This window comes from Nostoc sp. (assembly GCF_036919495.1).
GTDB lineage: Bacteria > Cyanobacteriota > Cyanobacteriia > Cyanobacteriales > Nostocaceae > Nostoc.
The window spans coordinates 52523-65870 of record NZ_JBALBZ010000085.1 but is presented as its reverse complement, the minus strand read 5'-3'; the positions used below and the strand labels follow the sequence as shown (position 1 = coordinate 65870).

12 protein-coding genes are annotated in these 13348 nt (G+C 41.7%); 6 read left to right on the top strand and 6 right to left on the bottom strand.

Features of this window, described 5'->3' with window-relative positions; translation table 11 throughout:
* Positions 1-7 precede the first annotated feature (7 nt).
* A complete protein-coding gene (locus V7K25_RS12430) occupies positions 8-1333 on the bottom strand; it encodes an ABC transporter ATP-binding protein (RefSeq protein ID WP_335158300.1) in 1326 nt (441 codons plus the stop codon).
* A gap of 461 nt (positions 1334-1794) precedes the next feature.
* Between V7K25_RS12430 and V7K25_RS12425 the strand changes: the two genes are divergently transcribed.
* Together V7K25_RS12425 and V7K25_RS12420 are read left to right on the top strand one after the other, a co-directional pair.
* Entirely contained in the window at positions 1795-2109 is a 315-nt protein-coding gene (locus V7K25_RS12425) for a hypothetical protein (RefSeq protein WP_335158298.1), read from the top strand.
* On the top strand, positions 2099-2467 hold the full coding sequence (locus V7K25_RS12420; protein WP_335158296.1) for a pentapeptide repeat-containing protein: 369 nt from the start codon (positions 2099-2101) through the stop codon (positions 2465-2467). The genes V7K25_RS12425 and V7K25_RS12420 overlap by 11 nt, the downstream gene beginning before the upstream one ends.
* Before the next feature lie 103 nt (positions 2468-2570).
* Here the strand turns inward: V7K25_RS12420 and V7K25_RS12415 are convergent, their stop codons facing one another.
* Entirely contained in the window at positions 2571-3563 is a 993-nt protein-coding gene (locus V7K25_RS12415; RefSeq protein ID WP_335158294.1) for a LysR substrate-binding domain-containing protein, read from the bottom strand.
* A gap of 213 nt (positions 3564-3776) precedes the next feature.
* On the opposite strand from V7K25_RS12415, the gene V7K25_RS12410 reads away from it, so the two are divergent.
* The 3 genes from V7K25_RS12410 to V7K25_RS12400 all read left to right on the top strand — a co-directional run bounded on the left by V7K25_RS12410 (position 3777) and on the right by V7K25_RS12400 (position 6010).
* Complete coding sequence (locus tag V7K25_RS12410; RefSeq protein ID WP_335158292.1) at positions 3777-4487, top strand: cadmium resistance transporter; 711 nt, start codon at positions 3777-3779, stop codon at positions 4485-4487.
* Between the two features lie 79 nt (positions 4488-4566).
* Positions 4567-5229, top strand: coding sequence for a hypothetical protein (locus V7K25_RS12405; protein WP_335158291.1), 663 nt, complete (start codon positions 4567-4569; stop codon positions 5227-5229).
* 223 nt (positions 5230-5452) lie between these two features.
* Positions 5453-6010, top strand: coding sequence for a YidH family protein (locus V7K25_RS12400; protein WP_335158289.1), 558 nt, complete (start codon positions 5453-5455; stop codon positions 6008-6010).
* 8 nt (positions 6011-6018) lie between these two features.
* Here the strand turns inward: V7K25_RS12400 and V7K25_RS12395 are convergent, their stop codons facing one another.
* From V7K25_RS12395 to serA, 3 genes are all read right to left on the bottom strand, one after another.
* On the bottom strand, positions 6019-6741 hold the full coding sequence (locus V7K25_RS12395) for a class I SAM-dependent methyltransferase (RefSeq protein ID WP_335158287.1): 723 nt from the start codon (positions 6739-6741) through the stop codon (positions 6019-6021).
* A gap of 282 nt (positions 6742-7023) precedes the next feature.
* Positions 7024-7944: a 50S ribosomal protein L11 methyltransferase gene (prmA, locus tag V7K25_RS12390; RefSeq protein WP_335158285.1), complete on the bottom strand. Its 921-nt coding sequence runs from the start codon at positions 7942-7944 to the stop codon at positions 7024-7026.
* Positions 7945-8086: 142 nt separating this feature from the next.
* Complete coding sequence (serA, locus tag V7K25_RS12385; protein ID WP_335158283.1) at positions 8087-9667, bottom strand: phosphoglycerate dehydrogenase; 1581 nt, start codon at positions 9665-9667, stop codon at positions 8087-8089.
* Between the two features lie 1182 nt (positions 9668-10849).
* On the opposite strand from serA, the gene V7K25_RS12380 reads away from it, so the two are divergent.
* Positions 10850-11611: a Uma2 family endonuclease gene (locus V7K25_RS12380; protein ID WP_335158281.1), complete on the top strand. Its 762-nt coding sequence runs from the start codon at positions 10850-10852 to the stop codon at positions 11609-11611.
* A gap of 98 nt (positions 11612-11709) precedes the next feature.
* Here V7K25_RS12380 and V7K25_RS12375 read toward each other — a convergent pair whose 3' ends face one another.
* Complete coding sequence (locus V7K25_RS12375; RefSeq protein ID WP_335158279.1) at positions 11710-13320, bottom strand: histidine kinase N-terminal 7TM domain-containing diguanylate cyclase; 1611 nt, start codon at positions 13318-13320, stop codon at positions 11710-11712.
* Positions 13321-13348: the final 28 nt, after the last annotated feature.

The following is a 13348-nucleotide window of genomic DNA, read 5'->3' as shown; positions in this document are numbered from 1 at the left end:
CAAATGACTAATGACTAACAACAGCTTGCTCTAAAAAGATTTGTCCTGATGGCTCATCGTAGCCGTATATCTCGGCATAACGACCCCAATCAACGGCGCTTTTTAATTGCCGCTCGGCTTCTTCTGGGCTAAAATGACTTTCTAAAATATCTAAAATCAGTTCTTCTGGAATACGTTGATTATTTTTCGCTTCTAGAAGACGGTAAATTTGCTGTACTAAACGAATATGAGTTAAGAGTTGCGATCGCACAATTTGTTTGCGATCGTCAATACTACCATTAATAAATTCTTGCCCGATTGGCTTCAGGCTAATATCTCCTTCTGCGAGTTCTACAAAATCCATTAATTTTGCAGCTTCGACAATTGGTAAAATATCATCTACTTCTAGTTGTAATTCTTGGGTAAGCCGAGATAAATCTTTTTCCTGACGATCTTCTAAAATTTCCAAAAGACCGGCAATAGAACCAATTCGCACGGCTGGCAAAGACTGATATTTTGCTGGTGGTGTTGCATCTGGTACAGAGGTCGTCGCTGGGGGCTGAATTTTTTCTAATTCGGGGTTGGTGATGATTGTATAAACCTGATCTACCAGGGCTTGAAAATTTGGGTGTTTGCGATCGCGGTAATGGGGTAAAGTCACAGGTAAGTCAGCCCGAATTCTTCCCGGATTGCGTCCTAGAACAATAATCCGATCTGCCATAATTACCGCTTCCTCAATCCCGTGGGTAACAATGAGAATGGCTTGGGTGGGTATCCGACGTTCTAACCACAAATCTAATAACTCAAACCGCAAGTTTTCTGCTGTCAGCACATCCAATGCCGAAAACGGCTCATCCATACATAACAGTTCTGGTTCTACAGCCAAAGCTCTAGCAAATCCAACTCGCTGACGCATTCCCCCAGAAAGCTCTTTGGGATAGGCATTTTCAAACCCATCCAAACCAATAATATCAATCATCTTCAGCGCCTTTTGCCGTCGAGAATCTGGCGCTTCTCCTTTTGCTTTTAAACCCAGTTCCACATTCTCTAGTACAGTTAACCAAGGATAAAGGGCAAAACTTTGAAAAACAATTGCTACCCCAGGATTTAAACCAACTAAGGGACGATTATGATATATAACTTCACCTTGACTGGCGGGAATTAACCCAGCAATTATCCGCATTAAAGTAGATTTCCCTGAACCTGAAGGGCCTAGCAATGCAACTATCTCCCCCGGTCGCAACTCAAGACTGATATTTTCTAAGATGACAATCTGCTGGCCGTTGGGCTGCTGATAAGATTTGCTGACACCTTTTAGGGCAATCAGTTGTTCGGTTACTGTTTTAAAGGCCATAGCTCTTTCTGTAAGAGAATAATTAAATAGAATCTCATGTTGAGGTTATCTTACAATTAAAGCTGCTAAAAATGGCTTATTCATAAATTTTAGCGAACAGGCAGCTTAACTACTCGCTTGCGTCGTAATCAATTAGCTGTAAGAGTTAATAAGCTGTTCCACATTTAAATTGCATTATTTGGGCGGGCTTTTCGGCCCACCCCACAATTATTATATTTAATTTGATTATGCAAAATAAATGTTTTTTAGCTGAAGATAAATCCACTAATTGCTACAAAAAAGTGGACAATTTCCGAATATGAAAAGGAAGAAATTGCTCTATTAGCTCTGTGCGTCTGAGTAAATTTGGAGTGATTACACATATTAAATAAACAACTTATTACTATGGCAGTTACAATAGAAAGACCTTAAGCTGAAGAGTATCTTAGGGATAGAAATTTGATTTTTTTCGGGTGGCGATCGTGAATATAGAGGAATTCCTGCAATTGATGGAAAAGCAGCACTCATGTCCTCAGACACTGCCAAAAGGTCTGCAAGCAATGTGGTATGAGAAGAAAGGTGATTGGAGCAAAGCTCATGAAATAGTTCAAGATGCCAGCGATGCTGATAGTGCCTGGGTTCATGCTTACCTGCACCGCCAAGAAGGCGATTTGAAAAATGCCCGTTACTGGTATCGTCGCAGTGGTCAGCCAGAGTTTTTAGGAGAACTAAGCCAGGAATGGGAACAAATAACTTCTGTATTGCTAAGGAAGGTGAACGCGACGCATGAATGCTGAAGAATTAAAACGGCGTTTTGCCGCAGGAGAAAGATATTTTCCAGCCGTCAACTTGAGTAGGGACAAGCTGATTGGAGCCTATTTGCCTGGAATCAATTTATGGGGTTCTGACTTGAGTGGAGCGAACCTAGCTAAAGCTAAACTCTGGGGAGCAGATTTGAGTAGAGCTAACTTAGCCAAAGCAAACTTGACCAGAGCTAATTTGAGCGGTGTCAAACTCAATGAAGCAAATCTGCGGGGAGCAAAACTCAACTATGCTAAGTTGTATGGAGCGAATTTGACTGGTGCTTACTACGATGACAGCACGCGGTTTTCTAGAGGTTTTGACCCCATCAGTCAAAATATGCGAAAGGTATGAAGGGGACTGGGGACTGGGGACTGGGAAAAAGTTTTTTAAAATTGGTGGTTGCTCTTACCCACCACCATAATTTTTCAATTTGGCATCCAATCCCCAGCCCCTTTTAAATAACTGATTTTGATACATGTTGATGTGAGCCATCTAACGTAGATGATATCAGCATTTGTTCAAAAACTTTGGAAAGAGCAGTTTGAAAACGCTGACGATGTTTGAGTTTGAAAAAAGGTCGAACTATTTCTGCGTAAGTATAGCCTGCCGTAGGCATCGCACCTTTACCTTCTCTATTATCAATCACTCGAATTGCCCGCAGAGTCCCCAACTGAATTTCTTTTTTTACCATCAATTCAGAAATTCCAATTGCACCGACACCTTCTTCGATCGCTGCTTTTGTCATCTCTCCACTATTAAATACCAAAATTACATCCAATTCACTGAGATTGATTCCCCAATTTTGTAAGGCTTCCTCAAACCTTTGCTGGGTTCCAGAACCTGGTTCTCGCATCACCCAAAGGGTTTGAGTCAATTGGCTTAAGTCAATTTCTCCCCACTCAAACCAAGGGTGTTTTTGACCTACTACAATTTGTAAGCGATCGCTTCCCACTATTTCATACTCTAGAGTACTCTGGAGCGCTGGCTTCACATCTCCTTCTACCAAACCCAAATCAAACTGTCCTGTCGCCGTTCCCATACAAATCTCTTCTGTATTGGCAAGGCTACAGTTAATCTGGATACCGGGATACTGGCTTTTAAACTCACTAATCTTACTTGGCAGCCAGTAGTTACCAATTGTCAGACTTGACCCTAATTTCAACTCACCCCGTTGCAGATTGTTCAATTCTCGCAATCCCCTTTCAGTCAAGGAAACTTGATCGAGAATTTTTTGTGCTTCCACTTGCAATAATTTACCAGCCTCAGCAATCTCGATATGGCGACCAATCCGATGGAACAGTTTTACTCCGTATTCTTGCTCTAAGTTGTGGATTGCTGCACTGACGGCCGGTTGTGTAATGTAAAGCTCCTCTGCTGCGCGAGTAAAGTGTAAGTGCTGCGCCACAGCCAGAAAAATCTTTAACTGCTCAAACGTCATTCCTGCCATTTATGGTATCCCTACAACTTGGTGTAAAATTTTTAATCACTTTCATTTATCATTCTGACAAACAAAAGCATTTGATTCTATCGGTTAGTTTGACTAAAGTATAAATCAAGGCTTCGGCACGGACTCAAACGGCCAAGTAGAGGGGGGAAGCAGGGGGAAAATAACCAATTCCCAATGCCCAATTCCCAAGCATGAAAATAAGGACTTCCACAAATGAGCGATTTCGTAACTGCAATTACCACAGGGATTACCGCATTCACTGCCACCAACATCGATGATATTGTCATTCTGACGTTGCTTTTTTCACAAATAAATAAAACATTCCGCAGTCGTCACATCCTTGGTGGTCAGTATCTCGGTTTTGCTGCATTAATCGTTGCTAGCCTTCCCGGTTTCTTCGGTGGACTAATTATACCGCAAGACTGGATTAGACTACTTGGTTTAATGCCAATAATCATTGGTGTGAGTAGTTTACTAAAACGCGAAGAGGATTCACCAGAGGAATCTGAAGAAGAAACCGAACCGTCTTGTCCCTCTATACTTGCTAGTTTTATCTCTCCGCAAACATGTAATGTAGCTGCGATCGCCTTTGCCAATGGTAGTGATAATATCAGCGTCTACGTGCCTCTGTTTGCCAACTCAGAATTAGATAGTCTGCTGGTAATACTAAGTGTATTTTTTACCATGGTGGGCGTATGGTGTTATACCGCTTATAAGTTAACCTACTTGCCTGCGATCGCTAACTTTTTAACAGAGAATGGCAATACTTTTGTGCCTTGTATATTGATTGGACTCGGTATATTTATTGTTACAGAGAATGTTACTTGGACTCTTTTATCTGTAGTTTCTAGTTATATATTTTCATTAATTTTAGGTTTCAATACTCAGCATTCGAGTGAAGAACAAGAAAAACTCAGTATCTAAGAAGAGGTGCATCATGAATTTCCTCACTAAAATGAATTCTAAACTGCAAAATATCTTACCTATCAACAGGAGTCAAAACATGAAAATTTGGAAATCTCTGCTAATTGTCTTGATGGTTTTGGTGAATTTCGCCTTTGCTCAACCTTCTTTTGCTGATAGACCAAAGTTTAGCAAAAACCCTGACTATATCGAAGTGACTAAAGCTCTGAAAGAACTCTCTCAGACAAAAGATGCCCAAACTCAAGTTGAAGGTCTTACACCAGAAGAAATTCAAAAGAGAACCGAAGAATTAACACTGCAAAAATATGCTTTAGAGACGGGAATCAACTGGGGTCAATGCGAAAACCAAACAGGTAATACCATAGCTGTATATGGCAAAAGACCAAATGATGAAGACGAAGAAGATGCCGTATACGACAATAACCTGTATTTTCTAACTAATGGTCAGTCTACTGAAAACAACTGGGATTGTGATGGCATCTATCTAGCGAATGATGTCAAGGTAGCAAATTTCACTTCTAGTCCTAATGGGCAAGGTCAAGAATTGGCAGGCCCAGCTGCTCTAAAAATACTTGATGGAACTCAGTTGGTGATTAAAACAAATCCAGATACTGCTGCGATTGACTTAAATGTTCCGACTGTGAAAGTTCTTAACAGCAAAACGGCTAATTGGTTTATCCCAGATATATCGCAGGCTATCATAAATACACGAGTTCCGAATGCGCCTAGCAATCAGTCTTGAAATAAAACTGCATAATATATCTATTTTTGAATGATTGTTCATTAAATAGGGTAACAGCCAATATCAGAGGAGAAGCAAGACAAACACTAGTGCAAAACCTCTCTGATATTGGCTGTTTTATTAATTACACCTTATTACTTACACTTGCTCTGTACCATCAATTACGAATTATTAGCTCAGGCTTGTTTTATTTAGATATCTGCATTAAAATAAATTGAGAAAAATGAATAATCATAACAGATATATTTCATTAGCGCAAATACTGCGCTGGGTGCAAGTCATCTGGAAAGAGATTTACTATTACCTTTACATTTTTTTGATAAGAGCCGCTTTGGGGATAAGGGTGTTATTGATGCAGTTAAAATCGAAACCTACAGAAGAAGATAAGGATAAAAAAAAGCCAGGAAGACTGAATCCGTCCCGAATTCGAGATCACTTGGCAAATGAGCGTACTTACCTCGCTTGGATGCGGACAGGGATCGCTCTTTTAGGTTTTGGTGTCGTCATCGTGCGTTTGCGTGCTTTCCAAGTACCTTTAATACCCCGTCCTGGCAACGGCTGGAAGTTAGGTTTAGTCTTCTCGCTGGTGGGTTTGATTACCGTGTGGCTATCAACGGCACACTATTTCGCAGTCCGCCGTGATATCGAAGAAGATACTTATGAACCGACAGATCGTTGGGTGTTGCTGTTCAGTATCGCTGTGATGATTCTCGGTGCTGGAGTAATCTATTTTGTTTTTACAACTTCTTTAGATCCATCAAGTCCACTTATCCCTGAGTAATAGTATTTTTAAAACCGCACTTTGTATAACTCGAATAATTCCCCTGATTTGTGCGTTACGACTTTAGCACCAGCTGCTTTAATGGTTTTTTCCCACTTAGCCAAAGGCTCTAAAAACACCTCAGCCCCCAAATAGGTTTCCAAAACTGCCCAATCTTCTGCTAAAGGCTGTTCTGGATTGAGAACGTCAAACACAAAATGTCCACCTGGTTTTAATACGCGCTTAACTTCTGCTAGTACAGCATTCCAGTATTCGAGGGGAAAATAGCAGCTAAATCCTGTGGCGATCGCAAGATCAAATTGCTCTGGTGAATAGTTTAACTGATGAGCAGCTCCCAACTCAACACCTTTAAATAGCTTAGAATTCAACTGCGGCCCGCGTGAATTAAGGGTATCCCGTGCCACATTACTGATTTCTTGCCCATGAAAAAATGCTTGCCAATCCCGCCAAGGATAGATTAAAAAGCTGATACCACAGCCTATATCTAAACAGCGCTGGTTCTTTTTAGGTTCAGCAATTTCCCAGAAAGGGGAAGCAATTCTCCCTGAGAAACTACCTCCAATCCACTCACGGAATATCGGCATCGCCTGTACTTCTGCTGGGAGTTCAAAGGTTTCACGTTGATACTCCCGATTAAAACGATAGGCTACTTGCACTAATTTTTCTTGCCAGTCGCTGGAGTGATGGGCGGCAAAAAGATTTTGTAACTGTGAATCGGGCTTTTTAGACATTAGATTTTTGCAGTTCTTTCTAAGGATTGTAGTCAAATTCGCTTTGCGATGGCGTAACCGCCCGCCGTACCCCTACGGGGAAGCAAGCTACGCGTAGCGTCTCGTAGAGAAGGTATCGCACCCCTAGTTAGTTTCCTGCGGCAGGGTTAGTAGACTTAGGCTATCAGCCTTACACTTACTTCAGTGTAGGGCGGGATGTCGGTAAGCACGATACTTTGACTATTACAAAAATGCGGGTAATGACAAAAAACTTTTACCACACTACACTACATACCTACTGAGTTAAGAACGCCGTACATTCAAGCAACACCATTCTTTTCGTTTCCATAGGGTAGCAACCACCCAACCATTTTGTTCTAAAGCATCAGCAACACCTTTAGATTGTTCTAGTAAAATACCACTGAAGATAGCCCAAGTTTCAGGTTTAGCGATCGCACTCATTTCTGGAATTAATTCAATAATTACATGAGCTAAAATATTACAAACAATACCATCCACTGGATTTTCAAGCAGTTTTGTCAAAACGTCTACACTTCCCAGAGCTGGTAGTAAACGTTCTGAACTAATGTCGTTCAGCGCACCATTACTGATAGTTGATTGCACCGCTAAAGGGTCAGTATCTACTGCATAGATTTTCTCTGCTCCCAGTAGCAGCGCCCCAATGGAAAGGATACCAGAACCACAGCCAATATCCGCAATTACCAGATGTTCATGTTTGCCACTAGCACCCACAAACGATTGAGGAACTCCACTTAGTCGCATTTCCAAGGATTCCAAACATAGCTGAGTCGTGGCATGGTTACCCGTACCAAATGCTACACCAGGGTCAAGACGAATCACTACCCGTTCCGTTGTTTCTGGTAATGGTAGCCAAGCGGGGTTGATTAGAAAGCGATCGCCTATTTCCTGCGGATGCCAATATTGTTTCCAGCTAGTCGCCCAATCTTCCTCATCAATTAACTGCCATTGCAGTGAGGGAGATGAAACACCTACACAGAGAGCATCTTGACGCAGCCACAGCGATAGCGCTGCCAAATCTAGCAACTGCGTTTGAATAGTCGATAAATAAGCCCTAACTAAAGATGAATTTCCTTTGTTTTCACTAGCTGTTCCCCGACAGCCAAAATCTTCCAGTCGCCAAAAGATCGAATCTTCTAGGTCTGGCTCACATAAAATCTGTAGTTCCCACCAGGTGTTTGCCATTTTTGAGTGCTGAGTTTAACAGAGTTATGAGTTATGAGCTAGGAGTTTGGAGTTAGGAGTTCTCCTGTTTAACTTCTAACTCCCAACTCTTGTACAGACGCGATTAATCGCGTCTGTACTCCTAACTTTTTTCACTCAGCACTCATAGTGTTACTGTATACGCGTCCCGAATACCAGGGACTTTTATAATCTCATCCAAAATGCCCTCAGGTAAAGGGTCATCTATACTCAGAGCCATTACCGCATCACCACGGACGATTTTTCGACCTACTTGCATACTGGCAATATTCACATTAAAACTGCCGAGTAGGGAACCGAGTTTGCCGATAATCCCTGGCATATCGCGGTGCAGGGTAAACAGCATATATTTGCTCGGTGGGACGTTAATCGGGAAACCGTCAACATCAGTTAAATGGATTTCCCGCTCACCTAACAAAGCGCCTGTGACAGAATGAGTACCTAAAGTACCCGTGGCTTCTAGATGAAGCGTTCCGGCATAGTCTCGAATGGAAGCATCGCGGGTTTCAATCACCCGAATTCCGCGTTCTTTGGCTTCTATGTTGGCATTTACGTAATTTACTCGTTCTCGCAAAGCTTGGTAAAGTAAACCTTTCAGGGCAGCTACTACCAAAGGTTGACTTTTGTTAGTTGCGAGTTCCCCTTGTAGTCGAATATTGAGTACTTCCACCCGTCCGCCAGCTAGCTGTCCTACTAGATTACCTAGAGTTTCTGCTAGTTGCATATAAGGTTTGAGTTCTTCCAACACATCCGGGCCGAGTCCGGGAATGTTGACGGCTGAACGCGCTGGTAGTCCTAAAAGTACATCCCGAATTTGTTCAGCAACATCAATAGCCACATTCACTTGAGCTTCTGCGGTAGAGGCTCCCAAGTGGGGGGTGAGGATAACTTCTTTGCCTAGCGATCGCAATTCAGATTCACCTAGTGGTTCTGACTCGAACACATCCAAGGCTGCACCGCCTATTTTACCCGCTTTCAGAGCTGCTGCTAAAGCTACTTCATCAATGATCCCACCACGAGCGCAGTTAATAATCCGGGCTGTAGGTTTCATCTTTGCCAAAGTTGTGGCATTGATTAAGTGGGTGGTTTCTGGGGTTTTGGGGATGTGTAGGGTGATATAGTCTGCTTGCTGGAAGAGTAAATCTAGCTCAACTAATTGACAGCCAAGTTGTTCGGCTCGGTCTGTAGAAATAAAAGGGTCATAAGCTAGGAGTTTCATCCCCATTGTCTTAGCTACAGCCGCAACATGGGAGCCAATTTTACCCAAACCGACAACGCCGAGAGTTTTTTTGTAGACTTCCGCACCAACAAAACTATTGCGATCCCACGCACCGCGTTTCACCGAAGCGTTAGCATCGGGGATGTGGCGAGACAAAGCCAAAATCATAGCTAGTGCATGTTCGGCGGCGGCAATTGTGTTTCCCTCTGGAGAATTGACTACTACAATTCCTCGACGGGTGGCAGCCGGAACATCCACATTATCCACACCCACACCAGCCCGACCGATGATTTTTAGCTGAGTGCCAGCTTCAATGATTTCTTGGGTGACGCGCGTACTAGAGCGAATCATCAGCGCGTCATACTCACCAATAATTTCGATCAGTTCTGCTGGTTTTAGACCTAGTTTGACATCAACGGTAGCAACTTGCGAAAGAATGTCAATTCCAGCTTGGTCAATAGAATCTGAGACAAGAACCTTAGACATGATTACTTCATTTAAAGCTACAGGTTTTGCTGCACAAGACTTTTTAGTTTAGTCTTTATCTGTCGCAATTCAGCAAAAATTATTCGTTTGAATATCGACTTAACCTTAACTTACACTATCTGGTGGTGGTATCAAAGCATGAGTCGCTTCCAGTGGATACTGCCTCCTAAGTAATTGAAGGTGAGTGGCTATTTGCATCATCCTGTAGCTAAATATAAAGCATGAATAGCACTAAGCACCGATATATTTATTAATAGTTAAGAGTTACCAAAATTTTATCGGCTGAAGCAACTTTCTGAGTGGGGTAAAAATACCTGTATTCTTGACTGGGCTGCAACTTTAGATCGGGCAATGCTATAGACAACCACGAAACGAGCGAGTAAATATTATATCTATCAAATCTTGGCTATTTCTAAATACCACAAGTGATATCCCTTAGTCAAAGCAAGATATTGCAACTTTTATCCCGAATAGGCTTTTCAATTCACCAACCGATCGGCTTTTGATTTGTTCGTATCGTATATTACTAGAGTTCGCTTTCTGCTCAAACGTTCATCTTAGCATAAAATATTTGTGCAAGAGTCTAAGGAAGTCGTGAAAGCTTTCTGAGAAGTTTGATGTTCTCTTGAAGATGAATAAAGCTGAATTAACTAAAATCATTTTTTAAGTCATTCAATAATATTGAAGCTAAAACTAAAAATATTTACTTCTAAAATCTTGAAGGCAAACAGGAGCTGGAACGGCAGCCTTACTACATCATGGTAATGGGCGATCGCAACTTGAATCTAAATCGATCTTGTGACTTTGACCATAAAATAATCAAAAAGGTCAAAATGGTTATTTATCGTGTGCGAGCAAGTTAGGTAGAACAAAAATATGCGCTAACGACTGATTCCTGCGATCGCAATAAAATTTCTACCTTCTTCAATGCCTCATAATCACATGCATTTTTCCTGTGATAGAGATTCTGATCGCAGAAATGGACATATTTTAGGGCAACTGCTCAAACTCAAATACATAAATAATTTTGGGCTTAATGCACGTTCCTGTTGCAATGCTATTCATGGGCGTTAATCGTTAATGTATATACATCACTGAACAGTTCCTCGTAGACATTGCTAGCCCAGAAATCGCTATAATTCTGGTGAGCCAAATATCCTTTGAGTTTTGGGGAAACCAGCCATGTTAGAGTACAACTTGCCCAGGTACTTGCTCTCAGCCGAGGAACTACCAGACTCAGATGAAACGCCTGTGGATAATGAACTGCAAGAATTAATACCAGGCTTGCTGAAGGCGATCCTGCTGATACTTTGGTCAGAACGGATGGATTGGCTCTTTGCCATAGATATGGGTATTTATTATCACCCCGATAAACCGGTCATTGTTCCAGATGGGTTTTTGAGCTTAGGGGTAGAGCGATTTTATGATGAGGAACTGCGTCCGAGTGATGTGCTGTGGGATGAAAATGTTGTACCGATTTTCGTGCTAGAAGTAGTTTCCCAAAATTATCGCAAGGAGTATACTACTAAATTGGCTGAATATGAAGCTTTAGGTATACTTTATTACGTGATTTATTCGTCTCGTCGTCGCCGCAAACCGCATTTGGAAGTACATAAGTTAGTTAATGGTAAGTATGAATTGCAAGAAGGAAACCCCGTTTGGCTATCAGAAATTGGTTTAGGAATTGGTTGCGAAAGAGGAAATTATTGTGGTGTAACGCGAGAATGGATGTATTGGTATGATGAGCAAGGACAACGTTATCTCACGCCCGCAGAACAAATAAAACAAGAAACACAACGCGCTCAACAAGAAACACAACGCGCTCAACAAGAAACACAACGCGCTCAACAAGAAGCACAACGCGCTGAAGTTGCAGAACAAAGAGTGCAACAATTGACAGAACAATTAAAAGCGCTGGGAATAGATCCAGATAATCTGGCTTAACTGAAATATTTTGCAATATTTTCAACGAAACCTAAAAATTAGGTATTGTTAGATTTATGTATTTTTTCATAAATGATTGTTAAAATTTCTACATCTTATCAATTAGATTGCACACATTTGATGCAATTACGCCCATGTAATTTAGCAGCATATAGTGCTTGATCTACTACTTGCAATAACTCATCAGTGGTTTTTCCATGATCTGGAAACACACCCACTCCACCCGAAACGGTCATGTATATTTCTTTACCTCCAGATTCTAACCGCGCAGCTTGAAACGATAACCGGATTTGTTCGGCGTGGTGAAATGCTTTCTCCTTTGTTAGCCCAGGTAAAGCTAATACAAACTCCTCACCACCATATCGGCACACAATGTTTTGAGAATTACTATAGTTGCGAAGAAGGTCTGCAAATAGCTGAATTACGCGATCGCCAGCCTGATGACCGAATGTATCATTAATATTTTTAAAATAATCAATATCCATAATTATCAAAGCAACTCGCTTAGAATCCCGCCTTGCTCGTATTAGTTCTTTTGGAAACATCTCGTCAAAATAACGCCGATTAAACAAGTCTGTCAGTCCGTCCCGCATAGCCTGTTCTTGTAACTGAACCTGTAATGTTTTAATTTCAAGTACCTGTTTTTGCAAATATTCATTCGCCTGTCGGAGTTCAAATTCAGCCTGATAACGTTGGGTAATGTCACGCAAAACAAGCAAACGGCCTGTTAACTGCTTACGCTCATTGTGTAATGAGGTAATTAGCAACTCTACATAACAAGGAGTTACCGAATCTATGAATATCTCTGTTTTGACGCTTTCGTAAGTATGGTAAAGCCTGATGATTTCTGGCCATCGGGCCAGAACTTGAGCAGCAGGTTGTCCAATATGCTGCTTTTTCACCCCAATCAGATGTTTTAGCGCCGGATTAAAGTCAATAATCCGGTTTTTGGCATCCAACACCAGCACTCCGTCGCTCATATTATCAATCAACGTGTCTCTAGCTACAGGAACGAGGTCAAACATTCGGAAGCGAAAAAGGCTAACAAAATAGAACAGTCCGGCCAGCATAAAGCTCATGGGAGTAATATTTAGACCAGGCGGAGTGAGGCGGAGCATATACAAGCTAGCGCCTAATATTGGTAATACTGCACCGGCTAATGCCATGCTTGACTGCCGACGAGACAGAACTGATGGTAGCAAGGCTTTCTGAATCAGCATTACTACCCCTGTAAGCGTGTAGAGGTAAACGCAGGTCATGATCCAAAAAAATCCAAGATTATGTTGATAAATCACAAAATTAGTTCCTTGGGGATCTGGCAAAAAGCCAGACCAGACTAAACCATGCCATTCATTTGTTGCTACCAAAATCACATTTAAGGTAGGGATAGCCCATAATAACGCTGTATTTCGAGGCGTTAGCCAACGATTTTTGTTCGTGAAGTGCATTGCAAATATGAGGAAGAGTGTAATTACGCTGCCTGAGCCGACATACTCCAGCTTTGACCAAAATATTTTTTCTCGGAGCTGAATTGCGACTGCTTCCATTGCTGCAACTGTAGCGTATCCAGCGATCGCTAGCATCATCAAAATGAAAGGCTTGCTAGCCAAAGAAATTGAGCGACGTTGCCAAGCTGCAAACGCAACAGTAGTTGAGATGATTACAGTCAGGCTCAGAATAACAAAGTAGAGATTGCACTGAAAAAGCATGGTGACGAAGCATTTAATATTTAATCTC

Excerpts from the sequence above, each read along its gene's own strand:
- V7K25_RS12410 (WP_335158292.1), top strand. The coding sequence starts at position 3,777 with ATGAGCGATTTCGTAACTGCAATTACCACAGGGATTACCGCATTCACT.
- V7K25_RS12415 (WP_335158294.1), bottom strand. The coding sequence starts at position 3,563 with ATGGCAGGAATGACGTTTGAGCAGTTAAAGATTTTTCTGGCTGTGGCG.
- V7K25_RS12405 (WP_335158291.1), top strand. The coding sequence starts at position 4,567 with ATGAAAATTTGGAAATCTCTGCTAATTGTCTTGATGGTTTTGGTGAAT.
- V7K25_RS12395 (WP_335158287.1), bottom strand. The coding sequence starts at position 6,741 with ATGTCTAAAAAGCCCGATTCACAGTTACAAAATCTTTTTGCCGCCCAT.
- serA (WP_335158283.1), bottom strand. The coding sequence starts at position 9,667 with ATGTCTAAGGTTCTTGTCTCAGATTCTATTGACCAAGCTGGAATTGAC.
- prmA (WP_335158285.1), bottom strand. The coding sequence starts at position 7,944 with ATGGCAAACACCTGGTGGGAACTACAGATTTTATGTGAGCCAGACCTA.
- V7K25_RS12420 (WP_335158296.1), top strand. The coding sequence starts at position 2,099 with ATGAATGCTGAAGAATTAAAACGGCGTTTTGCCGCAGGAGAAAGATAT.
- V7K25_RS12400 (WP_335158289.1), top strand. The coding sequence starts at position 5,453 with ATGAATAATCATAACAGATATATTTCATTAGCGCAAATACTGCGCTGG.
- V7K25_RS12375 (WP_335158279.1), bottom strand. The coding sequence starts at position 13,320 with ATGCTTTTTCAGTGCAATCTCTACTTTGTTATTCTGAGCCTGACTGTA.
- V7K25_RS12430 (WP_335158300.1), bottom strand. The coding sequence starts at position 1,333 with ATGGCCTTTAAAACAGTAACCGAACAACTGATTGCCCTAAAAGGTGTC.
- V7K25_RS12380 (WP_335158281.1), top strand. The coding sequence starts at position 10,850 with ATGTTAGAGTACAACTTGCCCAGGTACTTGCTCTCAGCCGAGGAACTA.